We start from the raw sequence: 23,925 nt of genomic DNA, 5'->3' as shown, positions 1-23,925 counted from the left end.
GCCGCAGAAGCGAAGCGTTAGCGCCATCTGACAACGGCAAAAATCACTTCTTCATTTGCGACAAAATGGTCCGGCATTGATTAGCGTCTCCTTCAGAAGGTGAAATCAGCGCCAGCAAGGCCGCCGCGGGCGTCACCAACGTTGCCAGCGCGGCAGCAACCGCGCCGCGCGCAATCAGCGGCCCGGCCTTCACGCCGGCCTGCGGATTCTTAAAGGTGCCGCGAACATACAGCGGCGAACGCAGGGTAATAATACGAATGCCTTTGCTCTCCGGATCGATGGTTAAATCCAGTTGCTCCGACGCAAAACTCGCCGTACCAGTGACATTAATGACCGCGTTTTCCGTGTCGAAGGCAAAAATCTGCGGGCGGGCTACGCCGTTAACAATATCCAGATTCGCCGCCGCGCAGTTTACCCGCACCTCGTCATCACCAAATATCTGTCCAACAAGATAGTTGCCCAGATTCAAGCCAACAATTTCCATCAGATTCCGGCTGATCAAACCGTCGTTCATCAGCAGCTTCAGGTTGCCATTGCTGTTACCAAGCAGCGCCGCTACCGAGTTTCCGCTCCCGCTAAACCTGGCGTCACCGTTCATTTCACCGAGCGTTTTCTGCATCAGCTCCACATCCGGCATCAGCGCTTTTAACTTCAGGCGGCGAGCCTGGATATCCGCCTGCCCCCGCATCGGCTTTTTATCCCCTTCCAGATGGATGCTGGAGACAATGCTGCCTCCCGCGAGGCCAAATTTCAGCGGCTGCAGGCGCAGGTCGGCATTTTTCAGGATGATATGGGTGGAGAGATCGCTGATCGGCAGGCTACTGCCGTGCTCAATACGCCGTCCTTTGAAACGTACGTCAGCGTCCATCACGTTCCATTTGTCGGTTTCAAAACGGTCATACGGCAAGACCTTGTCCGCGGGCTGGACGCTCTTCTCACCTTTGCGCTGTTCAGATTGTTTGGCCCGCTCGGCCCCTTTGCCTGAATCCACACCGATCAGCGGCCCCAAATCAGCCAGCCTCAGTTGGCGTGACTCAACATCCCCTTTCAGCATTGGGCGCGGCTTACCGGTGGTATAGGCCAGCGTTCCGTGAATATCGCTGTCGCCAATTCGGCCATTAAAATCGCGGTAATCAAAAACAGAGGATTTTTCCGGGTCAATTTTCGCGACCAGATGTCCGTCGGTTTCAAACGGCGGCGTATCCGGGAGCAGCACGCCGGTCAAATCGTACAAATCCCCTAGCGAATCTCCCGAGAATTTAAGCCGCAGATCCGCCCCGCCCATATTCATCGGATCGTTTATCGTACCCATAAACGCCACACGCGTATTACCCGAACGGAAATCAGCCTGAATCGGGAAAGGAGTTCCTTCACCGCGCAGTGCCAGCATTCCGCCTATCTTCCCGCTACCGCTTAGCGGTTCCCCGTTATATCGGCCTTGCGCTTTCAGGCCAAACACGTAGTCCTCAATGTGGGCGTTGCTCTCTTTACTTTTTGCGCCAGTCACTTCGCTAAAGGGCAACGGCTTACCCAGCGGATCGACCAGGATCTCAATCTCTGACTTCGTCACCTTATCGTTAATGGCGATGCGACCTTGGTCGAACAGAATGTTATCCAGCCGGAAAGACCAGGCTGATGGCGGCGCATTGGGATCGCGGTTTTCATCCCCTGCCAGGTTAAAGGTCCAGTTATTGTTTTTCTCCGACAGGCGGATAAGCCGTGCATCGGGTTTTACCAGCTTGATCCACGGGAGCCAGACGGTTTTTGTCAGCAACGCCAGTGGGGCGAGCGTGGCTTCAACGCGCGGGAGATGCACCATGGTGACCTCAGGAATGTCCGGCGGGTTGCCGAGGATGATATCCTCAGCATGGACATGCGGCCACGGAACCCAGCTACGCCAGCCGGTTTCCTGTTTTTGGCGTTCCCAAACCACGCCCAGGTCACCCCGTATGGCGAAGGGACGGTTGAGTTCTGTAGAGACTTTCTGGTTGATGGTCGGTTTGAGCCGGTTCCAGTCAAATGTCGCAATCACGATGATGAGTACGACGATCAACAACAAGAAAACCCCTATTACTGAAGTGGTTATTTTGCCTGTTCTCGTCATGTTTAACCTCCTTACTTTCTTCCTTGCCTGTCCTAAAGATAGTCCAGCAGAGGAAAAGGAGGCGTTCTACATCCTTATCAAAGCGACAGAATTACGTCTTCAAGGGTATCCAGAGGCACTGGACGAGAGAGAAAATAGCCTTGCGCAGCGAAAGCCGGCGAGTTTTGCACATCACGCCACTCTTCCAGCGTTTCAACGCCTTCGACAATCACACCGCGGCAATAGCGGTTCATCAGCTGTAACAGCAGCGTAAAGAGATTGCGGCCCTCCGGCGTCTGGCGCAGCATGACAAACAGATCCCGCGCCACTTTGATATAGTCGTAACTCACTTCGCTCAGAGCCGAGAAGTTTGCCATTCCGGTACCAAAATCATCCAGCCAGAGCGGGCCAAACTCGCACATTGAGGCGAACGACGATCCCTTCGGCAAACGGATATGCTCCACCAGTTCAAAGCGCAGCCACGGCAGACATTCGATGATTTTCAGGATTTCGGGATCCTGGCGCATTGCAATCAGCGTTGGCCCGTCGACATTCACGGATGCCAGCAGATCGTTGGCTTTGAAAAACGCCCCTTTTTGTTCAAGCTGTACAAGCTGCTCTTTCACCACATCTACACGATGTCGTACGGCCACTTCGGCGAAATAGCGGTCCGGTGCGATACGTTGGGAGGGGTTTTCAGGATGGCTCACGACGGTCAGCAGCTCAACGGCCATCAGCCGCCCGTTGGTCTGATAAATCGGTTGGTAGGTGTAAGCACGCTCGCACTGCAGCCAATAGCGTCTCTCCTGCAAGTTTTCAATACTCGCATCGAGCGTAATTAGCTGCTGGGTAACCTGCTTTATCATCTGAGATGTCCTGTAAATAAGAGTGTGACTGACCGGACTCGTCAAAGGTTATCGGCGCTCAGGCGAAGAACTTTACGTTCAGCCCTACGCAAAATAGAAACTAAGCGGCAAAAAACGACGCAGAACACGTGCTGGCTCAAAAAAATAATGGAACGATGTTTTAATATAGTTGACCACTTAACACCCACAGCGCACACTAACGCTAATTTTTTTCAGAGCAGGTTACGACTATGTCCAGAAAGATTGCCGTGATTGGCGAATGCATGATTGAGCTGTCACAGAAAGGCGCTGACGTTCAGCGCGGATTCGGTGGCGACACGTTGAATACATCCGTTTATATCGCCCGTCAGGTCGATGCTGCGGCACTTTCCGTACACTATGTGACTGCGCTGGGTACCGACAGTTTTAGCCAACAAATGCTGGAATCCTGGCAGAGCGAAAATGTGGATACCTCATTAACCCAACGCATGGAAAACCGCCTGCCGGGCCTCTATTACATTGAAACCGATAGCACCGGCGAGCGCACCTTCTATTACTGGCGTAATGAAGCCGCCGCAAAATTCTGGCTTGAGAGCGAACAGTCCGCCGCTATTTGCGAAGAACTGGCGACATTTGACTATCTGTATCTGAGCGGAATCAGCCTGGCTATTTTAAGTCCGGCAAGTCGTGACAAGCTGCTGTCGCTGCTGCAAGAATGCCGCGCCAACGGTGGAAAGGTCATTTTTGACAATAACTACCGCCCACGTCTGTGGAGCAGTAAAGAAGAGACCCAGCAGGTGTATCAGCAAATGCTGGAATGCACCGATATCGCGTTTCTGACGCTGGATGATGAAGACGCGCTGTGGGGTGAAAAACCGGTTGCCGAGGTGATTGCCCGTACTCACGCGGCTGGCGTACAGGAAGTGGTTGTGAAACGCGGTGCAGACTCTTGCCTGGTTTCCATCGCAGGCGAAGAACTCATCGACGTCCCGGCCGTAAAACTACCGAAAGAGAAGGTTATCGATACGACCGCTGCGGGAGACTCCTTCAGCGCCGGGTATCTGGCGGTACGTCTGACCGGTGGCGATGCCGCTGATGCCGCAAAACGCGGCCACCTGACGGCAAGCACCGTTATTCAGCATCGCGGGGCGATTATTCCTCGCGACGCCATGCCGCAATAATCTGGCGTTCTGGCAGGCCGGATTAGACGTTAACGTCGCGTCCGGCCTGCAGGTCACGATTCCCTTATTGCACCGGCGGGATGTCCGTCACTTCAGGATGTGATTCATCCGTTTCTACCGACGTTGCCGCGGCGGTAACCGGCACCATAATGCTATCCCACGTCGCCTGCAGATCCTTCATATTGAATTCAGGTTCACCCTTCGGCTGCAACAGAATTAACGCCATATCTTGCGACAGTTGCTGACGCAGGTCCTGATTCAGCATCTCAACACTCAGGTTGTTCAGGAAGCTCTGACGTAAACGCTGATACTGTTCAGGCGCAATATCTACGACCTGGTTTTGCAGCGAGCGCAAACGCTGGCTGATCAAAATATCGGTATCGGTGCGACCATAGGTGGCAAACAGCTTCTGCAGTTCCAGATTCTTTTGCGCCACCAGCGCATTAAACTCTTCTTCCGGCAGCCCCTTATCGCGCACTTTGGCCAGCTCACGCGCAACCGTGCTGAGGTTCGCGTTCAGCTTACCGTTCGGTGATTCAACGTTAATGGCACATTGCGCGCGCAGGAACAACACCCGACAGTCAAAGCCAAGGCCAATGTCTTTGGCATTGTTTTTGGTGAGCTCCTGCTGAATGTGCCAGAACAACGCTTCACGGGCTAAATCAGCGCGCCAGTAACGTAACAGCGCGGCAGATTCACGGATCGGCTGCCACGGCGTATCCCACATAATAGACAGGCGATCCTGACGTACCGCATCGGTCATTATGCTTACGGCCTCTGCACGCAGCGGAGAGAGCGTGGGTACCGGCGCAGGCGTTTCGCGTTTACCTTTTAATTCGCCGAAGGTTTTATTGATTTGATCAGCCACGCTGCGCGCATCTACGTTACCGACGATAATCAGCGTCATCGCATCCGGGGTATACCATTTCTGGTAGAAGGACTGGATTTTCGTCGCATCAACAGGCGTTTTCAGCGGATCGGCAGGATCGTGACCCAGTAGCGTCGATCCCTTCAGACGATAGCGCCACCATCCCTCTTTAGTATCTGACGGCCAGGTTGCAACCATATCTTCGCTACTCAGCGCATGATTGACCGATTCAGGGGTGATGCTCAGATTACCGGAAATATTCGCCAGATAAGAAAGTGACTCTTTCAGCAGATCGTTGCGGCTGTTAGGCAGACTGAGGTTATACAGCGTGGAATCATAGGAAACGATAACGGGCGGCATGGGACGACTGGGATCGAACCCCTGCTGCCACAGAGAACGGGCTTGCGTAGCATCGAGGCCACCGCTTTGCGTCAGCGCGATACGCGGGATCGCATGGCTGAAACCACTCTGTTGTGTACTTTCGGTGAGTGAACCGGTATTGACCAGCAGGCGAACCTCAATACGGTCGCTGGGGCGCTGGGGAGTGGCTAAAACTTGCCACTGTAACCCATTTGCCAGCGTGCCCTGTTGCCACGCCGGGTCAGGCTGGAGCGCATCTGCCTGCACATAGCCGGCAGTGGCCATCATCAGCAAGCCGCCCGCTAAAAGTCGAATTTTTGTGCCCTGCATGTGAACCCCTGATCAACTATCCTGGAAATAAAAAGACAGCCCGCGAGAGGACTCTCTGAATATGACGTTAAAAACACTTCGTGTTAGACCGCAAGAACATAAAAATGTCACGGAGGAAGTGAAAAAATCCCGACGCCGCCGAATCGGCGGTTTCAGGCACAGGGGTTAATTATGCGCAAACGCCCGCAGTCCTGGAAGGGACTACGGGCATAAGTGGAGAGATTAAGAGGATATTTCGTGCGTTTTGCCATCCGGCGCACGATTATTCAGCACATCATCCAGCTTTTTATGGTCCAGTTCTTTCACCCATTTCGCTACTACAACAGTTGCCACACCGTTACCGACCAGGTTAGTCAGCGCACGGGCTTCAGACATAAAGCGGTCAATACCGAGAATCAGCGCCAGACCAGCAACCGGTAAATGGCCCACAGCGGAGATAGTCGCGGCCAGAACAATGAAGCCACTCCCGGTCACACCCGCAGCACCTTTTGAAGAGAGCAGGAGCACCACCAGCAGGGTTATCTGATGGAAAATATCCATATGGCTGTTGGTGGCCTGAGCGATAAATACTGCCGCCATCGTCAGATAGATTGATGTCCCATCAAGGTTAAACGAGTAGCCCGTGGGTATAACCAACCCGACAACCGACTTGCGACAGCCCAGTTTTTCCATCTTATCGAGCATACGCGGCAGCGCGGACTCGGAAGAAGAGGTGCCCAGAACGATCAGCAGTTCTTCACGGATATAGCGGATGAATTTGAAAATGCTGAAGCCGGTTGCGCGCGCAATCGAGCCCAACACCACAACCACAAACAGAATACAGGTAATGTAGAAACAGATGATCAACTGACCCAACTGCACCAGCGTCCCGACGCCATATTTACCGATAGTAAAGGCCATGGCACCGAAAGCACCGATCGGCGCAAGGCGCATGATCATGTTGATGATGCCAAAAATAACCTGCGAGAAGCTTTCAATCACGTTGAAAATCATCTGGCCTTTGCTACCCAAACGATGCAGCGCAAAACCAAACATAACCGCAAACAGCAATACCTGCAGGATGTTGCCACTGGCGAACGCGCCAATGACGCTACCCGGGATAATATCCATCAGGAAGCCTACGATCCCCTGGTCTTTTGCCTGTTCGGCGTAAATCGCAACCGCTTTGGCATCCAGCGTCGCCGGATCGACGTTCATACCGGCACCGGGTTGCACCACGTTGACGATGATAAGGCCGATGATCAGCGCAATCGTACTGACAATTTCAAAATAAAGCAGTGCAACCGCACCGGTGCGGCCTACGGCTTTCATACTTTCCATGCCTGCAATGCCGGTCACGACAGTACAGAAGATGACAGGTGCGATGACCATTTTGATGAGCTTCACGAAAGCATCACCAAGTGGCTTCATTTGGGCGCCTAATTCAGGGTAGTAATGGCCAAGGAGGATACCTATGGCAATTGCTGTCAGGACCTGAAAGTAAAGGCTTTTGAATATAGAGGTTTTCATAGGGTGTCCTTAAAGTAAAAACCACAGGTCTTGTAAGGTTTTGTTTAACCTGCGGCCTTAAAGTAACACCCACACAACATGACAGAAATGCGCCTGGATCATAATTGATACAGAAATGTTAAAAATTTTGAGCTGGCTCGCACAAGCGAGACCTTTTTTAACTTTTGTAATCAGCGTTTTTCGGCGTCAGATAACGTTCTTCGAAGATATTCGCCGGAACCGGCCGGGCAAACAGGAACCCTTGTGCCACTTCTACCCCCGCTTGTGATAACCATTCGCGTTGCGCTTCGGTTTCGACGCCCTCAGCGATCATCTGCAAATTGAGGCTATGTGCTAACTGGATGATGGCGGAGATCATGCTGCAATCTTCAGGGACGCCATCGACAAACATCTTATCGATTTTGAGTACATCCACCGGGAGCGACTTCATGTGCTGCAGCTGCCGCAGGCCCGCATACCCCATACCAAAATCGTCCAGCGCGATACGCACGCCCGCGTTGCGCAGCGGGCGTAAAATAGCCACAGCGGCATTAGGATCATCAATGTGCCGGCTTTCGGTCACTTCCAGAATCAACGTCCCAGGCTTGATGCGATAGCGGTTTAGCAATTCCAGCAGATCCGACACCATACTCGGATGCATCAGCTGTAGCGCAGACAGGTTCACCGAGAGCGGCAGCATCAGGCCGCGTTCCTGCCAGGCTGACAGCTGGCGGCATGTCTCCTCCAGCACCCAGTAACCGACCGTCACCATCAGGCCACAGGACTCAATCCTGTCGATTAACCCTTCTGGCAACTCCCAGCTTCCGTCTGGCTGCTGCATTCGCAATAATGCTTCTGCGCTCAATACCTTACCGCTGGACATCTCCACCTGCGGCTGCATCCAGAGCGCAAACTGATGGTTATCCAGCGCGGTAAGAATATCGTTCTCTTCCGTCAAACGCTGTTGCGCCTCTTCCATCTGCAACGGGTCAAAGAACTGAATCCGGTTTTTACCCTTGTGACGCGACGTTAACACGGCTGAGAGTGCGCGGTGGTAAAGCTGTTCTGCGGTCAAATCGCCATTAAACATCGCCACCCCAATGTTACAGGTTGGACGGAGTTGAATGCCCTGAATCGGTAATCGCTCGTTAACGATAGTGAGCACTTGCTGACCTAGCGTAATAGCGTGCCAGGGTTCTTTCACACCATGTGCGATGATGGCAAAGTCATAGCCGCTCACCTGGGTAAGCACCATTCTGGGGGCCAATACTGACTTCAGCTTTTCAACCAGCGTAAGCAGCAGGATTTCCCGCTGGGTCTCGGATAACACACCCGCGGTATCACGCAGGGTTTCGCAGGTGACAATCATCAACGCCGTTGTCTGCTGGCGGTTCACAACCTGCTCCAGCAGCGCCATCAGAAACGACTTGTTGGGCAGCTCAGAAACCGGGAATCGCATTGAATGGTCGCTTTGCTCTTCACTGCGGCGCTGAATCAGTTGCTGATTGAGGTTATAGCTACGCACCAGCAGGCCAATCTCGTCGTCCTGATGCAGACGCGGCAATGCCAGCTGATAGCCAATCAGATCCTGCTGGGGAATGTCGTTCAGCTCACGCGCTATTTTACGTAATGGATGCAAAATCAATCTGTTAATACACCATGAGATAGCTACCGTGAGTATTAACGAGAGAAGTAAGTAAATGGTCACTAACGTTGAGAGCGTACTCATCACGAACTTGTACATACGGTACGAATCCGCCTGCAGCACCAGATACGCCAGCGGTTGCGGATTCGCTGAACGCTCAAGAGAATAGACCGGCAGCGAAATTTGTACCGGAAGTTCAAACAGGCGAGTCACCGTAACCGGAACCGGGCGTTCAGGAATAAAGCTCATCCGCAGCGCCTGAAACTGATTGGGAAGCACCACATCGGCGCGGCTGACCACGCCTGCTGGTCGAATACTTCTTAAAATAGCTTCTGCTTCGGGAATATCCCCTTTCAGGATCGTGCCCGACAGAGGCTCACGGACGGAGCGAGCGATACTTTCCAGTTGCGTAGCCGTGTTGTAGCGATTCTGCTGGACCAGATGGAACAACAAAACGGTGCAAAAAATAAACACAAACACCATGACAACGGCCGCAACCATTGCCATCTGCTTAATTGTTAACGAGCGACTGACACGCAAACTGACTCTCCACGGATAGACGAAACTGCCGTCAGAGTATACCCGATCGTAGCGGTATTAAGAGAGGCGGTATCTGAAAACTTCCCAGCATGCATTATCCCGACAGGATAGGCACCTGGCGACGAGATTTATCCGCATTTAAGCCGAAAAAGGCCGCAAGGTTTCCCCCTGCGGCCTGGTTCGGGCGCATGTTGCCATCACGGCAGACAGACGCCCGCAAGGTGCATTACTTCCTGTTACGCAGCCAGCTCACAATCAGGCTGGCAATAATGCCAGCGATGATCGGAGCCGCTAAATCGTGCCAGAAGGCCACGCCTAACTGTGCGAGCGTCATATAGCCGCCTGTGTTGCAATGGCAACTGTTCACGGCTATTCTTGAGTTGTTCAGGTTCAAGTTAGCCCCCGTTTTGTTGCCAGGTTTATACCGAACAACGTGCGGGGGTTTTCTCTTTCCAGCAACCGATGCCGCCGGGGATCAAGCCCCCGCAACATTGCGCCTCACCGGGAATTCCCGGCTTGCCGCTGATTCTACGGTAGCCTACTTGCCATATCACTGCGCAATATACGGCTCTGCGTAGCGCCTCGCACTTCACCTGTTTTCTCACCATTGCGCTGGAAAGATTCTTGCCAGTTGGCAACATTCCTGCCTCTCTTCAATACAGAAAAAGACATATCTCATTGATATCTATACCTTCATTTTCTGGCACAGCGATTGCTATTTGACTGTGAGCTGTTCTGTTCCGAATCAAAGGAGATATCATGTCTGACTGTCGTACTTACGGATTCAACACCCAGATCGTTCACGCGGGGCAACAACCCGACCCTTCTACTGGCGCGCTCAGTACGCCTATTTTCCAGACTTCAACGTTTGTTTTTGACAGCGCCGAACAAGGTGCCGCCCGCTTTGCGCTCGAGGAGTCCGGGTACATTTACACCCGTTTGGGTAACCCCACCACCGATGCGCTGGAGAAAAAGCTGGCGGTACTGGAAAGAGGTGAAGCCGGGCTGGCAACCGCATCCGGTATTTCTGCCATCACCACCACGCTGCTGACGTTGTGCCAGCAGGGCGACCATATCGTTTCCGCCAGCGCGATTTACGGCTGCACCCACGCGTTTTTGTCGCACAGCATGCCGAAGTTTGGGATTAACGTCAGCTTCGTCGATGCGGCAAAGCCTGAAGAAATCCGCGCCGCCATGCGCCCGGAAACCAAAGTAGTGTATATCGAAACGCCCGCTAACCCGACGCTGTCGCTGGTCGACATTGAAACAGTAGCCGGTATCGCCCATCAACAAGGCGCATTGCTGGTGGTGGATAACACCTTTATGTCACCGTACTGCCAGCAGCCTTTACAGCTAGGCGCGGATATTGTGGTACACAGCGTCACTAAATATATCAACGGTCACGGAGACGTGATTGGCGGCATCATTGTTGGTAAGCAGGAGTTTATTGACCAGGCGCGGTTTGTTGGTCTGAAAGATATCACCGGCGGCTGCATGAGTCCTTTCAACGCGTGGTTGACGCTACGCGGCGTTAAAACACTGGGGATTCGTATGGAACGCCACTGTGAAAACGCATTGAAAATCGCCCGCTTCCTCGAAGGGCATCCGTCCATTACCCGCGTTTATTATCCTGGCTTGTCTTCACACCCGCAGTATGAGCTGGGCCAGCGACAGATGAGCATGCCTGGAGGAATTATCAGCTTCGAAATCGCCGGCGGCCTCGAGGCTGGCAGACGGATGATCAATTCTGTAGAATTGTGCCTCCTCGCGGTCAGTCTCGGTGATACCGAAACCCTCATTCAGCACCCAGCGTCTATGACACATTCGCCCGTTGCGCCAGAGGAACGGCTTAAAGCAGGTATTACCGACGGGCTTATCCGTCTTTCTGTGGGTCTTGAAGATCCAGAAGATATTATTAACGACCTTGAACACGCCATCAGAAAGGCAACATTCTGACCATTATGACCTGAACCGACGCCGATCGGTTCAGGTTGTTGAGAATCAAGGCACAACAGTCTGGTAATACGCGCAATCCTGTTTCGGGGAGTGCGCGTATTTTGGGCAGGGGGTTCTATGCAGGACGACACATTACAACTAAGCAACAATACAGCAACCACCGTACCATTCTCAAAGAAAATACCGTTTACGAAATACGACTTTGGCTGGGTATTACTGTGTATCGGTATGGCAATTGGTGCCGGAACGGTACTGATGCCGGTACAAATAGGCTTAACAGGCATTTGGGTATTTATCGTCGCCTTTATTATTGCCTATCCAGCAACCTATATTGTGCAGGATATTTATTTAAAAACATTATCAGAAAGTGAAACTTGTAATGACTATACCGATATTATCAGTCATTACCTGGGAAAAAACTGGGGTGTATTTCTTGGCGTCATCTATTTTTTGATGATTATTCACGGCATATTTATCTATTCCTTATCCGTGGTTTTTGACAGTGCCTCATATATCAAAACCTTCGGCTTAACCGATGCCGATCTTTCACAATCGATAATCTATAAAGTGGCCATTTTTGCCGTGCTGGTGGCCATTGCTTCCGGGGGAGAAAAGCTGCTGTTTAAAATCTCCGGCCCGATGGTGGTAGTCAAAGTGGGGATCATCATCGTGTTTGGGTTTGCGATGGTTCCGCACTGGAACTTCTCTAATATCAGCGCATTCCCTGAAGCATCGGTCTTCTTTCGCGACGTGCTGCTGACCATCCCATTCTGCTTCTTCTCGGCGGTGTTTATTCAGGTATTGAACCCAATGAACATCGCCTACCGCAAACGGGTAGCGGACCGGGTTCTGGCCACCCGCATGGCAATACGCACACATCGTATCAGTTACATTACGCTGATTGCGGTCATTCTGTTTTTCTCATTCTCTTTTACCTTTTCTATTAGTCATGAAGAGGCCGTTTCGGCCTTCGAACAAAATATTTCCGCACTGGCGCTGGCAGCGCAAGTCATTCCTGGGCAAATTATTCATATCACCTCAACGGTGCTAAATATCTTCGCCGTATTAACCGCATTCTTTGGTATTTATCTGGGATTCCACGAGGCGATTAAGGGTATTATTCTTAATGTTCTGAGCCGTATTATTGATGTGGAGAAAATTAATCCCCTGGTGCTTACGCTGGGTATTTGCACCTTTATTGTTATCACCCTGGTGATCTGGGTGTCATTTCGTGTATCGGTACTGGTGTTCTTCCAGTTAGGTAGCCCACTTTACGGGATTGTGTCGTGTATTATTCCGTTTTTCCTGATCTATAAAGTAACGCAACTGGAAAAACTACGCGGGCTGAAAACCTGGCTAATCCTGTTGTACGGGATCCTGCTGTGCCTGTCGCCATTATTGAAGCTGATTGACTAATCCGTTTACAGCGCCGTCAGTGACTGATGGCGCTTAATTCACACTCTCCAGTTGATAGCTGCGAATTTTATTCAGTACCGTGGTATGTGACACCCCCAGCGCTTTAGCGATATGCCGCGACGACACATTCTCTTCCACCATCTGTTCAATAAGCTGGCGTTCAGCACACAAAACCTGTTCTTTAAAAGGACGCTCTGTCGGCGTCAGCTCAACAGCAGGCAAATTCACCATCCCTAATTCTTCCCGCGTAATGACATCGGATTCCGCCATCAGCATCAGGCGAATGATGGTATTTTCCAGTTCGCGAACGTTTCCCGGCCAGCTGTGATGATGCAGGGCATCAAAGCAGGCCTTATCCAGAATGATCCGTCGCTGGAATTCCTTCGCGTATTTCTGCACAAAGTGGCGAATCAATAGGCTGATATCCTGCGGGCGCTCCCGCAGGGGCGGAATGGTCAGTGAAAGTACATTGATGCGGTAATAGAGATCGGCGCGCAGCAGACGTTGTTCCACCATCTCTTCCAGATTGGCGTTGGTTGCCACAATAATGCGCACATTGACCGGAATAATTTGCGCCCCGCCAACGCGACGGATCCCGCCATCCTGAAGCACGCGCAGTAATTTAGCCTGTAAGCTCAGCGACATTTCACCAAATTCATCGAGAAAAAGGGTGCCTTTATCGGCCATTTCAAACAGCCCTTTTTTGCCTTTACAATCCGCACCGCTAAAAGCCCCTTTCTCATAGCCAAAGAATTCACTCTCCATCAACGACTCAGGTAGCGCAGAGCAGTTGACCGGAATAAACGGATAAAAACGTCGCTGCCCGGAATTATGGATAGCCCGGGCCAGAAGTTCTTTGCCAGTACCCGTATCGCCGCGGATCAAAACGGTATATTTGCTGTCGGCAATTTTTATCGCCTTTTCGATAAGCGAGTGCATGCTCTGGCTGCTACAAATAATGTCAGAGAAATAGCGCGGGCGTTCTGGCTCAGGCGTCGACAGTTCGCTTATCTCTTCACACAGGTAAGCGACGTTAATAATATCAGCGCGCCGGCCTAAACAGGATTGCACGCAGGAAATATCCTGTAACTGCCGGCACCAGGATTTAATCAGGATCCGTCCAGGCGTGACTTTCATGGAGATGATATTGATATCGCAGCAGGAAAATTCCTTCAGGACATCCTCAACCATCGACAGACGATCAATTGTTTTAATATCCCAGCGTATCGTGACCACATTTGCTCCTGACAGTTAGCAACTGCGAAATAGATATTTCTGTGACGAGAGGAAATCTGACTACATTTTAGACGCTGTGGAATAATGTTCTGCCAGAGGACTCACATTGTGGACGTAAAAACAAAATATAAAAAAACCGGAGCACAAGGCTCCGGTTATCAGGTCATAACCCAAGTTTATTGCTGTGGATTTTCATCCTGGTCAACAGCGAAACAGGCCACGAGTTGTCCACCGTAATCCTTCAGCTGCGGCTGAAGCTGGGTACACGGACCAAAACGCCGACGGCAGCGGGCATTGAACGCACAGCCCGGCGGTGGATTCAGCGGGCTTGGCAGCTCACCGGTCAGCTTGATACGCTCGCGGCGATCGTCCGGGTTCAGGCGTGGCGTCGCGGATAGCAGCGCCTGCGTATACGGATGACGCGGATTATTGAAGATCTGGTCCTTCGTTCCTTTTTCCACGCAACGGCCTAAATACATCACCATCACCTCATCGGCAATGTGCTCTACCACCGACAGGTCGTGCGAGATAAAGACGTATGACAGCCCCAGTTCCTGCTGCAAATCCATCATCAGGTTCAGCACCTGCGCACGAACAGAAACGTCCAGCGCCGAGACCGGTTCGTCGGCAATCACCACGTCTGGATCAAGCATCAGCCCGCGAGCGATGGCAATACGCTGACGCTGACCGCCGGAGAACATATGCGGATAGCGGTCGTAGTGCTCGGTTTTCAGCCCCACTTTCGCCATCATCGCCAGCGCTTTTTCACGACGCTCCTCTTTACTTAGCGTGGAGTTGATCAGCAGCGGCTCTTCCAGAATCTGCCCTACTTTCTTGCGCGGGTTCAGGGAACCGTAAGGGTTCTGGAACACAATCTGGATTTTCTGCCGGCGCAGCTTCTGCGCCTGCGGGTCATGCTTAAGCAGATCCTGCCCCTGGTAATACAGCTCGCCGCCGGTCGGGACTTCAATCATCGTCAGCAGGCGACCAAGGGTGGATTTCCCACAGCCCGACTCGCCTACCACCGCCAGGGTTTTGCCGCGTTCCAGGGTAAAGGAGACGCCGTCCAGCGCTTTCACCAGGCGTTCCGGGGCGAACATCCCCTTCTTCACCGGGTAGTGTTTTTTCAGGTCAATTGCCTGCAACAGCGGCTGTGGCAAAGCGGCCTTTTGCGTACTCATAGCCCAGGCCTCCCGGCATCATCAAGTGGGTAGTGGCATTTCGACTGACGACCGCCTTCCAGCAGGTTCAGTTCAGGTTCTTCAGCGCGGCATTTGTCAGTCGCATAGGGGCAGCGCGGGTTCAGTAAACAACCGGTCGGGCGGTCATATTTACCTGGCACCACGCCCGGCAACGAAGCCAGACGCGCTTTATCCTGAGCGAACTCCGGCAACGCGCGCAGCAACGCCTGGGTATACGGATGACGCGGCGCGCGGAAAATATCCTGCGCGGCCCCGGCTTCCACTACCTGCCCGGCGTACATCACAATGATCTTGTGCGCCGCTTCGGCCACCAGCGCCAGGTCGTGCGTGATTAAGACCAGCGCCATGTTCTCTTTTTGCTGCAATTCCAGCAGTAGCTCGATGATCTGCGCCTGAATGGTCACATCCAGCGCCGTTGTCGGTTCGTCGGCAATCAACAGCTTTGGACGACAGGCAATCGCCATCGCGATCATCACGCGCTGGCTCATCCCACCAGACAACTGGTGCGGATAGACATCCAGACGCGAGGCCGGATCGGGGATCCCCACCAGCGTCAACAGGTCAATCGCCCGCTGAATACGCGTTTTTTTGTTGCCGCCCTGGTGCACCTTAATGGCTTCCATAATTTGGTAGCCGACGGTGTAGCACGGGTTAAGGCTGGTCATCGGGTCCTGGAAGATCATCGCCACTTCCGCGCCCACTAACTGGCGACGCTCTTTCTCAGAGATGCGCTTCAGGTCACGACCATTAAACTCCAGATTTTCGGCCATAACGCGGCCTGGGTAGTCAATCAATCCCATGATCGCCAGCGAGCTGACGGACTTACCAGAGCCGGACTCCCCTACAATGCCAACCACTTCACCCTGGTTCACGCTGTAACTAATGCGGTCTACGGCACGGAATTCGGACCCCACATCGCCGAAGTGCACCGATAATTTATCTACATTTAATAACGCCATCTCGAACCTCTTACTGCTTCAGTTTGGGATCGAGCGCGTCACGCAGACCGTCACCCATCAGGTTAAATGCCAGCACCGTCAGCAGGATTGCCAGCCCCGGGAAGGTCACGACCCACCAGGCGCTTTGGGCAAATTGCAACACGTCAGAGAGCATGGTGCCCCATTCCGGCGTAGGCGGCTGTGCGCCCATCCCCAGGAAGCCGAGGGCAGCCATATCGAGAATGGCGTTAGAGAAGCCAAGCGACGCCTGAACAATCAGCGGCGCAAGACAGTTAGGAAGAATATTGACGAACATCTGGCGCATCGCACCGGCTCCGGCCACGCGGGATGCGGTAACGTAGTCGCGGTTAACCTCCACCAGGACGGCGGCGCGCGTCAGACGCACATAGTGCGGCAATGCCACGAACGTCAGCGCCAGCGCGGCGTTGCCAATCGAGGGCCCAAATACCGCCACCAGCACCAGCGCCAGTAACAGGCTCGGCAGTGCCAGCATGATGTCGACCACACGCATGATGACGTTATCGACAATCCCGCCAAAGTAACCGGCAATCAGCCCGAGAATCACGCCCATCAGCAGGGAGAGCACCACCACCAGACAGCCGACCAACAGAGACAGACGCGCACCGTACATCAGGCGGGACAGCACATCGCGGCCCACATCATCAGTACCAAACAGATGCGCCATGGTACCGCCTTCCTGCCACGCAGGAGGAGCCAGCAGCGTATCGCGGAACTGCTCTGCCGGGTTGTACGGCGCGAGGACGTTGGCAAAGACCGCAATCAGGATCATCACGACAACGTACACCAGCCCAACAACCGCACCTTTGTTGCGTTTAAAATAGTGCCAGAACTCCTGCAGCGGGGTCATGGGCACCGGTGCAGCAATAACTTTATTTTCAGTAACCTGTGACATGATGGCCCCTTACTTCCTATGCCGAATACGCGGGTTCACCACGCCGTACAGCAGGTCTACCAGCAGGTTGACGAGGATAATCATCGTCGCGACCAGCAGTACCCCGCCCTGTACCACTGGATAATCACGGCGTTGTAGCGCATCGATCAACCAGCGTCCCAGTCCCGGCCACGAGAAAATAGTCTCGGTCAGGATCGCCCCAGCCAATAACGTACCGACCTGCAGGCCGATAACGGTCACAACGGGCAGCATCGCGTTACGCAGAGCGTGAATGATGATGACGCGCATACGGGTCAGGCCTTTGGCGCGTGCGGTACGAATGTAATCTTCACCCAGTACTTCCAGCATCGATGAACGAGTCATACGCACAATTACCGCCAGAGGAATGGTGCCAAGCACCATTGCTGGCAGGATCATATGCGCCAGCGCATCGATAAAGTTGCCCTCTTCACCCCAAATGGCGGTGTCAATCAGCATAAAACCGGTCAGGGGATTGGAATCATCAAGGAACACCATGTCGCTCACCCGACCGGAAACCGGCGTCAGGTTCCACTGCACGGAAACCAGCATGATCAGCATCATGCCCCACCAGAAAATCGGCATGGAGTAACCCGTCAGCGCCAGGCCAACGGCAGTGTGATCGAAAATGGAGCCGCGCTTAACGGCAGCAAGTACACCCACCGGAATACCCACCGCAACGGCGAAAATCATCGCGCAGACGCCAAGTTCCAGCGTTGCTTTAAAGCGAGGAACGAACTCTTCCCACACCGGTAATCGGCTTTTCAGCGAGATACCTAAATCACCATGCATAACCCCCCAGATGTAATGGAGGTACTGCTGCCACATCGGTTTATCCAGACCGAGTTCAGCCAACAGTTGAGCATGACGCTCAGGGGAAATTCCACGCTCACCCGCCATGATCATTACCGGATCGCCGGGGATCATATGAACGAAAGCAAAGGTGAGAAGAGTGATACCGATAAACGTGGGAATGACAAGTCCCAAACGTCGGAGAATGAACTGCAACATAACCCGGATTCTCTCTAATGACGCACGGCCTGGAACCGTGAATCTGTATTGCTCACAAATCTTATCTCCCCCTCCAGCGAGAGGGAGATAAAGCATTACTGTCAGGTGGCGCTACGGTGACCCGACTTAACGGTCCGTAGCGCTGCCTGGCTTGCTTTTAATTATTCGACAGAGACGTTTTCGAAGTGATGTTTGCCTAATGGATCAACCACATAGCCTTTCACTTCTTTACGCACTGGTTCATACACGGTGGAGTGAGCAACAATCAGAGCCGGGGCCTGATCGTGCATAACAACCTGAGCTTGCTTGTACAGTTCAATACGTTTGTTGTGATCGTCGGTCGCACGCGCCGGCTGGATCAGATCTTCAAACGGCTTGTAGCACCAGCGAGAGTAGTTGGAACCGTCTTTCGCTGCCGCACAGCTGAACAGGGTGGCGAAGAAGTTGTCCGGATCCCCGTTGTCACCGGTCCAACCCATCATCACCGCCTGATGCTCACCCGCTTTGGCGCGTTTCAGATATTCGCCCCACTCGTAGGTCACAATCTTGGCCTGAACGCCAATTTTCGCCCAGTCAGCCTGAACCATTTCCGCCATACGGCGGGCGTTCGGGTTGTAAGGACGCTGTACCGGCATGGCCCACAGCTCAACGGTGAAGCCTTTATCCTGACCCGCTTCCTTCAGCAGCGCTTTAGCCTTTTCAGGATCGTAGGTGTAGTCTTTAACGTCGTCGTTATAGCCCCACATGGTCGGTGGGATCAGGTTTTTCGCGGCAACGCCAGCGCCCTGATATACCGCTTTAATGATGGCTTCTTTGTTCACCGCGTAGGTCAGCGCCTGACGGACTTTCACGTCATCAAACGGTTTCTTCTCGGTGTTGAAAGAGAGGTAGCCAACGTTCAGACCGGCCTGCTCCATCAGGTTAATGTTTTTATCCTGCTTCATACGCGCGATATCTGCCGGATTCGGGTACGGCATCACCTGGCACTCGTTCTTCTGCAGTTTGGCGTAACGCACGGAAGCGTCAGGCGTAATGGAGAAGACCAGACGGTCAATCTGTGGCTTGGTGCCCCAGTAACCTTCGAATGCTTTATACAGAATACGGGAGTCTTTCTGGTACTGCTGCAGCTGGAACGGACCGGTCCCAATTGGGTTCAGATCCACTTTCTCCGGGGAGCCGGCTTTCAGCATGTTGTCTGCATATTCTTTGGAAAGAATAGAAGCGAAGTCCATCGCCAGGTCAGCCAGGAAAGGCGCTTCCGGGCGAGTCAGCACGAACTGAACGGTTTTATCGTCCACTTTTTTCACTTCGGAGATCAGATCTGGCAGACCCATCCCTTCGAAGTATTCATAGCTACCGCCAGAGACTTTGTGGTACGGGTTCTGGGCATTTTTCTGACGATCGAAAGAGAACACCACGTCATCGGCGTTTAAATCGCGCGTCGGTTTGAAATCTTTGTTGTCCTGCCACTTCACGCCCTGGCGCAGGTGGAAGGTATAGGTTTTACCGTCTTCGCTGATTTCCCACTTCTCAGCAAGGCCCGGGATCACTTCAGTTGTACCGGTTTTGAACTCGACCAGGCGGTTATAGATCGGCACGGAGCTGGCATCATAGGTCGTGCCAGAGGTGAAAAGCTGTGGGTTAAAGCCTTCAGGAGATCCTTCTGAACAATAAACCAGAGTTTTAGCCTGTACGCTTGCGGCGCAGGTCATAGCCACCAGGCTCAGACCAAGCTTCAGCATCCCTGACTTCTTCAAGGAAATACTCATTCTTCTGCTCCAAATGTGATGTTTGTTGTTTTACCCTTTGCAGTGGGTTTGCACCGCCTGGCCTTTTTTGTTTTTTACCCGGCCGGGTCGGCGTTAAGAGGATAGGGATTCCGTTCACATAAGCGACTGAGTTGCAGTGCGGATTCTCCATGAAATGCCCCTCATGCCCTACAATCTGTCAACAGAATGTGAAAACGTCAATACAGGTAACCGTGATTTACACCAACGGTGAGAATTCGCAAACAAAGATTAAAAAAAGTGCAGAAGGACATTTTCAGCAGGGAAATTTGTGCTACGCGCACTATGCCAGAATAAACATCTTCATATTTCGCAACATTTGGTGATTAACATTTATGCAAATTATTAAAACTTTCTAAATTAATGCTGCATATCTGAGCGATTAATGCCATGAACGCTAAAGCGCACAGCGGAAAATGCCAGGTTCAGCCATAAGTAGCGCAAAAAAAGTTTCAAGCAAATATAAAAAAAGGCAATGGAATATGTCACAGAATCGTTAACAGTCAGTGGGAAGTGGTGCACAATTTTTGCAGATAAAAGGAAGGTCAATTTTGGTCGGAGAGAGAGGATTACTCGCCACTAATGCAAAAAACCCTGCTCGTTGAGCAGGGTTTTGAATTTGGTCGGTGATAGAGGATTCGAACCTCCGACCCCTTCGTCCCGAACGAAGTGCGCTACCAGGCTGCGCCAATCACCGAATGCGGGGCGCATCTTACTGCTCAGCCGCGCCCCCGTCAATCCCTTAGTATCAAAATGCCATTTGATCGGCGAGAAAGTCAGCAGCCCAATTACTGAGCCGTAACCTTCTTCGCGTCCGGGATACGGCACCAGTTATTATTCTCGTTAATACCGCCATTTGGCGAGGTATAACCGAGGCAACCCAAAATAGTGTCGTACAGTTCCACATGACGACGCGGCACCTTCATATCAGCTTCTTGCTTCAGGTGTGCAAACGCCTTCGCATGGTCTGGGTCTTCCAGATATTTATCTGACATCCACACCAGCATAGGAACGCGGAACTGCTCTGGCGGAGCCATTTTACGCGGCGTACCGTGCAGGTGCTCACGCTCGTTAATCGACTCACCGTGATCGGCGGCGTAGAACACTATCGCTTTCTTATCCCGCAGTTGATCAAACACTTTGGTTATAAAGTGATCAACATAGGTTACCGAGTTATCAAAAGAGTTAATCATCTCGGCTTTCGAGCAACCGCTATCCACATTGACACACTCCGGCTTCCACTGCGCATAGTCGCGGGTGTAGCGCTGCGTGTAGTTAAAATGCGAACCTTTGGTATGCAGAATAATCAGACGTTTGCCATCATCGTCATTCGGTTGCAGAGACTGCTGCATTTCGGTAATCAACAGCATATCGTCAACGTTCTTGCCACGGTTACGCGGCTCTGCGCCAATCTGCTCTCGGTAAGCGATGTTCTCCGCCATAGTATTGCTGTAGAACCACATCTCGCTTTGCATCGCGTAGAGGTCTGTCTTGAACCCTAACTGACCGAGCACGGAAAAGACGTTTTGTTCTTTCAGGGTACGCTGCGGGTTTTCTTCCGCCCCACCTTCACGCACAAACATACAGCGCAGCGAAAGCTTGGTCGCCGTGTCACAGGAATATCCACGGAACGCGGCCAGGTTTTTCTCCTGGGCGAGCCTTGGCGTGGTATTTCGCTCATAGCCAAAAATCCCCATATGGTCCCAGCGGGTGGTTTCGCCGATAATAAAAACCACATAGGTGTCGTCGAGGTTCTTAGGCTCAACATAGGTAAATTTCTTCGCCGGGTTCATCAGCGATTTGTTGTCTGAGGATTCATCCACCTGTGCCCAGGCGTACAAACCCAGCGCAGAGAGCCAGTTTGACGGCAAGTAAGAGTTCGCCACAACCCCGCCATAGCTGGGTAAATCGATACCTGTTTCTCGCTCTACGCTTCTCTGTTGCATGCTCAGCAGGCGAATCGGCGCCCATACCATCAGGCCGGCCAGTAAAACTACCGCTACGCTACGCCACCTCATGCCCGGCGTACGAATTTGTCTCATCAACGTGTAGCGGCAGCGGTTACTCCAAATCAGCACCAAGGGAATAATACTGACCGACACCAGCCACACGATGAAATGCCAGCCGACGACTTCTTTCGATAAATCAATATCCGTGGTCATTACGGAGGCGATAATACCGTAACCAATTACCACGTTCAGAAAGGTCATATAATAACTGGCGCCTGCAGAACACAGCACCAAACAGGTTGCCAGGACACGCCAGGCGCGGCGGCCAAACAAAGAGAGAAGGCGTAGTAAAAAGAAAGTCACCAGCACAGTGCCGGCCAATTCAACAACCGCGGAGAGTCCTTTCCAGACGGTAAAATCGTGCGCATATCCGCTAAAGCGACGGAAAAATACAGCACAGTTCATAAACAAACCGATATAGATTGCCAGCAAGAAACTGAGTTTCTGCTGCGTCATCGACTTAATGTATCTCATGCAAACAAACCCTGGAAATCGGGATAAAAAACCCTGAGCAGCGATCAATCAGACCTGACAGAGGAAAAATGCGACAACAGCAGAGGTGAAATATCTACGGGCGCGGGTAAGTAGACCACAGGAGGGAGCAAAAGTGCTTATAGAGAATGAAAATGGCGCATAAATTTTTGTAAATATATGCGCCAGGTTACTAATAGATTTAGGCGTGCGCCTCGGTATAGACGCTACGTTGTGGCTGACGAATAGTGGTAGAAAGCGCCAGCGAAATGATTAACAGCGCAAAGATGACGCAGAAGGTCACATAGAACCCGCCAAACAGCGAGGCGATAATGGAACCGCAAATGCTACCGATACCGAAGCCCAGGTAAATAACACCGTAGTTTTTAGCCAGGTTATTCAGACCGAAGAACTCGCTGACCAGTGACGGGAATACGGTGATGGTGCCGCCAAAGTTAAATGCGACACAGGCAATTGCCATAAAGAAGGTTACGTCATTCAGCGGCGCGAACAACAGTGCAGCCATACCGACCAGCGAAACGACCTGACCAATGGTGATCACGCGAATACGGGAGATTTTATCGGACAGAATCCCCAGCACCAGACGACCCGACAGGTTCGCGATAGAAATGACGGTAACCGCATTCGCCGCCGTCGCCACATCCATATGCGCCAGGCTTTGTGCGATATCTTTCGCCACGCCAATGACGTACAGACCGCTCATACACGCTGTCAGGAACATGACTGCCAGCATCCAGTACTGCGGTTTGCGCATGGACTGCGCCAGGGTGTAGTCGTTCTCAACCACGCCATTCTTCGCTTTCACTTCCTGATTCGGCGCATCTTTCATCAGCGTGGAGCCAAAGACGATCATCACCAGTACGATCGCACCCCAAATCATGAAGGTTTTTTCCAAGCCCACGGTGCTCAGCAGTTGGCTGTCGATAAATTTAAAACCGAGGCTGCCAAGGCCATAAGAACCGATGGCAAAGGCGGAAATCAGCCCTTTACGCTCAGGGAACCATTTTACGCAGTTGGAAAGCGTTAACAGGTAACCTGCGCCATCCGCCAGACCAACCAGCACACCAGCGCTCAGCCACAGCATAATCAGGCTGTTGGAATGGGCGGTTAAGAAGAAACCGACGCCGAGTAAAATACCGGAGGCCATGGTGACGCGTTTCACGCCAAAACGTTCCTGCAGCTTGCCGGCAACGGAAGAGGAAATCGCCAGCCCGAGGCTCAGCAGGCCAAAGGAAAATGCCACCTGACTTACCGGCGCATCGAGCTTAGAAGAGAGCGCGCCATTAAACAGGCTCCAGGTATAAACAGAACCTAAAGCAAATTGGGTAATAATCGTGCCGATCAGTGTTAGCCAGCGAGTACGCTGATAATCAGAAGTTTTCATGGCAGTCTTCCTGCATAAGCAAAATGGGAAATTCTCTGCCAACAACCATACCGAAGCGCTTTTATGGCCAGGAGAAAACGGCATGAAATGCCGCCAGGACGGAATGAAATGCCTGGAATGCGGAATGAATGACGAGACAAAAAGTCGGGTTACTGAATTTTATCGTAAGAGTTAGTACACGCTATCGCTGAGGGGCGTGTGA

General features: G+C 52.4%; 18 protein-coding genes and 1 tRNA gene. 3 read left to right on the top strand and 16 right to left on the bottom strand.

All coding sequences use genetic code 11. The features are described 5' to 3' along the window. Positions 1-43: 43 nt before the first annotated feature. A complete protein-coding gene (locus HV345_RS01030; RefSeq protein WP_181636166.1) occupies positions 44-2,104 on the bottom strand; it encodes an AsmA family protein in 2,061 nt (686 codons plus the stop codon). Positions 2,105-2,181: 77 nt separating this feature from the next. Then, complete coding sequence (pdeH, locus tag HV345_RS01025; protein WP_047415877.1) at positions 2,182-2,949, bottom strand: cyclic-guanylate-specific phosphodiesterase; 768 nt, start codon at positions 2,947-2,949, stop codon at positions 2,182-2,184. 230 nt (positions 2,950-3,179) lie between these two features. Here pdeH and HV345_RS01020 point away from each other — a divergent pair, with 230 nt between their 5' ends. Then, positions 3,180-4,109 carry a sugar kinase gene (locus HV345_RS01020; RefSeq protein WP_016157709.1) on the top strand — a complete coding sequence of 310 codons (930 nt, stop codon included), beginning with the start codon at positions 3,180-3,182 and terminating at the stop codon, positions 4,107-4,109. 64 nt (positions 4,110-4,173) lie between these two features. Here the strand turns inward: HV345_RS01020 and HV345_RS01015 are convergent, their stop codons facing one another. From HV345_RS01015 to HV345_RS01000, 4 genes are all read right to left on the bottom strand, one after another. After that, the gene (locus HV345_RS01015; RefSeq protein WP_016154896.1) at positions 4,174-5,667 is read right to left on the bottom strand and encodes a pitrilysin family protein; all 1,494 of its coding nucleotides are present in this window, start codon (positions 5,665-5,667) and stop codon (positions 4,174-4,176) included. 222 nt (positions 5,668-5,889) lie between these two features. Continuing rightward, positions 5,890-7,176 (bottom strand): C4-dicarboxylate transporter DctC, encoded by a 1,287-nt coding sequence (gene dctA / locus HV345_RS01010; RefSeq protein ID WP_003023301.1) that lies wholly within the window; start codon positions 7,174-7,176, stop codon positions 5,890-5,892. A 157-nt stretch (positions 7,177-7,333) separates the two neighbouring features. After that, complete coding sequence (gene hmsP / locus HV345_RS01005; protein WP_032931922.1) at positions 7,334-9,340, bottom strand: biofilm formation regulator HmsP; 2,007 nt, start codon at positions 9,338-9,340, stop codon at positions 7,334-7,336. Between the two features lie 226 nt (positions 9,341-9,566). Beyond that, positions 9,567-9,674, bottom strand: coding sequence for a type I toxin-antitoxin system toxin Ldr family protein (locus HV345_RS01000; protein WP_016154898.1), 108 nt, complete (start codon positions 9,672-9,674; stop codon positions 9,567-9,569). 425 nt (positions 9,675-10,099) lie between these two features. On the opposite strand from HV345_RS01000, the gene megL reads away from it, so the two are divergent. After that, positions 10,100-11,296: a methionine gamma-lyase gene (gene megL / locus HV345_RS00995; protein ID WP_181636165.1), complete on the top strand. Its 1,197-nt coding sequence runs from the start codon at positions 10,100-10,102 to the stop codon at positions 11,294-11,296. Between the two features lie 117 nt (positions 11,297-11,413). Continuing rightward, the gene (locus HV345_RS00990; RefSeq protein ID WP_053388696.1) at positions 11,414-12,712 is read left to right on the top strand and encodes an amino acid permease; all 1,299 of its coding nucleotides are present in this window, start codon (positions 11,414-11,416) and stop codon (positions 12,710-12,712) included. 33 nt (positions 12,713-12,745) lie between these two features. On the opposite strand, the gene HV345_RS00985 is transcribed toward HV345_RS00990, so the two are convergent. The 10 genes from HV345_RS00985 to HV345_RS00940 all read right to left on the bottom strand — a co-directional run bounded on the left by HV345_RS00985 (position 12,746) and on the right by HV345_RS00940 (position 23,723). Then, positions 12,746-13,948, bottom strand: coding sequence for a sigma-54-dependent Fis family transcriptional regulator (locus tag HV345_RS00985; RefSeq protein WP_181636164.1), 1,203 nt, complete (start codon positions 13,946-13,948; stop codon positions 12,746-12,748). 176 nt (positions 13,949-14,124) lie between these two features. Next, positions 14,125-15,129: a dipeptide ABC transporter ATP-binding subunit DppF gene (gene dppF / locus HV345_RS00980; RefSeq protein ID WP_003827418.1), complete on the bottom strand. Its 1,005-nt coding sequence runs from the start codon at positions 15,127-15,129 to the stop codon at positions 14,125-14,127. Continuing rightward, complete coding sequence (dppD, locus tag HV345_RS00975; protein ID WP_016154901.1) at positions 15,126-16,109, bottom strand: dipeptide ABC transporter ATP-binding protein; 984 nt, start codon at positions 16,107-16,109, stop codon at positions 15,126-15,128. Before dppD ends, dppF begins: the two co-directional genes overlap by 4 nt. A 10-nt stretch (positions 16,110-16,119) precedes the next feature. Then, positions 16,120-17,022 carry a dipeptide ABC transporter permease DppC gene (gene dppC, locus HV345_RS00970; protein WP_016154902.1) on the bottom strand — a complete coding sequence of 301 codons (903 nt, stop codon included), beginning with the start codon at positions 17,020-17,022 and terminating at the stop codon, positions 16,120-16,122. A gap of 9 nt (positions 17,023-17,031) precedes the next feature. Further along, complete coding sequence (dppB, locus tag HV345_RS00965; protein WP_016154903.1) at positions 17,032-18,051, bottom strand: dipeptide ABC transporter permease DppB; 1,020 nt, start codon at positions 18,049-18,051, stop codon at positions 17,032-17,034. Between the two features lie 161 nt (positions 18,052-18,212). After that, a complete protein-coding gene (gene dppA / locus HV345_RS00960) occupies positions 18,213-19,820 on the bottom strand; it encodes a dipeptide ABC transporter periplasmic-binding protein DppA (protein ID WP_016154904.1) in 1,608 nt (535 codons plus the stop codon). Then, a complete protein-coding gene (locus HV345_RS00955) occupies positions 19,735-19,971 on the bottom strand; it encodes a hypothetical protein (protein ID WP_137398959.1) in 237 nt (78 codons plus the stop codon). Before HV345_RS00955 ends, dppA begins: the two co-directional genes overlap by 86 nt. Positions 19,972-20,458: 487 nt before the next feature. Then, a tRNA-Pro gene (locus HV345_RS00950) sits at positions 20,459-20,535 on the bottom strand. Between the two features lie 91 nt (positions 20,536-20,626). Next, a complete protein-coding gene (gene eptB / locus HV345_RS00945; protein ID WP_181598763.1) occupies positions 20,627-22,321 on the bottom strand; it encodes a kdo(2)-lipid A phosphoethanolamine 7''-transferase in 1,695 nt (564 codons plus the stop codon). Positions 22,322-22,520: 199 nt separating this feature from the next. Further along, on the bottom strand, positions 22,521-23,723 hold the full coding sequence (locus tag HV345_RS00940; RefSeq protein ID WP_016154906.1) for an MFS transporter: 1,203 nt from the start codon (positions 23,721-23,723) through the stop codon (positions 22,521-22,523). Between the last annotated feature and the right edge of the window lie 202 nt (positions 23,724-23,925).

The sequence above is a fragment of the Citrobacter sp. RHBSTW-00986 genome (genome assembly GCF_013783065.1).
Lineage (GTDB): Bacteria > Pseudomonadota > Gammaproteobacteria > Enterobacterales > Enterobacteriaceae > Citrobacter > Citrobacter braakii.
The sequence above is the reverse complement of the archived record's forward strand: the minus strand, read 5'-3'. Positions and strand labels throughout refer to the sequence as shown.

Excerpts from the sequence above, each read along its gene's own strand:
- HV345_RS01030 (WP_181636166.1), bottom strand. The coding sequence starts at position 2,104 with ATGACGAGAACAGGCAAAATAACCACTTCAGTAATAGGGGTTTTCTTG.
- pdeH (WP_047415877.1), bottom strand. The coding sequence starts at position 2,949 with ATGATAAAGCAGGTTACCCAGCAGCTAATTACGCTCGATGCGAGTATT.
- HV345_RS01020 (WP_016157709.1), top strand. The coding sequence starts at position 3,180 with ATGTCCAGAAAGATTGCCGTGATTGGCGAATGCATGATTGAGCTGTCA.
- HV345_RS01015 (WP_016154896.1), bottom strand. The coding sequence starts at position 5,667 with ATGCAGGGCACAAAAATTCGACTTTTAGCGGGCGGCTTGCTGATGATG.
- dctA (WP_003023301.1), bottom strand. The coding sequence starts at position 7,176 with ATGAAAACCTCTATATTCAAAAGCCTTTACTTTCAGGTCCTGACAGCA.
- HV345_RS01000 (WP_016154898.1), bottom strand. The coding sequence starts at position 9,674 with ATGACGCTCGCACAGTTAGGCGTGGCCTTCTGGCACGATTTAGCGGCT.
- megL (WP_181636165.1), top strand. The coding sequence starts at position 10,100 with ATGTCTGACTGTCGTACTTACGGATTCAACACCCAGATCGTTCACGCG.
- HV345_RS00990 (WP_053388696.1), top strand. The coding sequence starts at position 11,414 with ATGCAGGACGACACATTACAACTAAGCAACAATACAGCAACCACCGTA.
- dppF (WP_003827418.1), bottom strand. The coding sequence starts at position 15,129 with ATGAGTACGCAAAAGGCCGCTTTGCCACAGCCGCTGTTGCAGGCAATT.
- dppD (WP_016154901.1), bottom strand. The coding sequence starts at position 16,109 with ATGGCGTTATTAAATGTAGATAAATTATCGGTGCACTTCGGCGATGTG.
- dppC (WP_016154902.1), bottom strand. The coding sequence starts at position 17,022 with ATGTCACAGGTTACTGAAAATAAAGTTATTGCTGCACCGGTGCCCATG.
- dppB (WP_016154903.1), bottom strand. The coding sequence starts at position 18,051 with ATGTTGCAGTTCATTCTCCGACGTTTGGGACTTGTCATTCCCACGTTT.
- dppA (WP_016154904.1), bottom strand. The coding sequence starts at position 19,820 with ATGAGTATTTCCTTGAAGAAGTCAGGGATGCTGAAGCTTGGTCTGAGC.
- HV345_RS00955 (WP_137398959.1), bottom strand. The coding sequence starts at position 19,971 with ATGGAGAATCCGCACTGCAACTCAGTCGCTTATGTGAACGGAATCCCT.
- eptB (WP_181598763.1), bottom strand. The coding sequence starts at position 22,321 with ATGAGATACATTAAGTCGATGACGCAGCAGAAACTCAGTTTCTTGCTG.
- HV345_RS00940 (WP_016154906.1), bottom strand. The coding sequence starts at position 23,723 with ATGAAAACTTCTGATTATCAGCGTACTCGCTGGCTAACACTGATCGGC.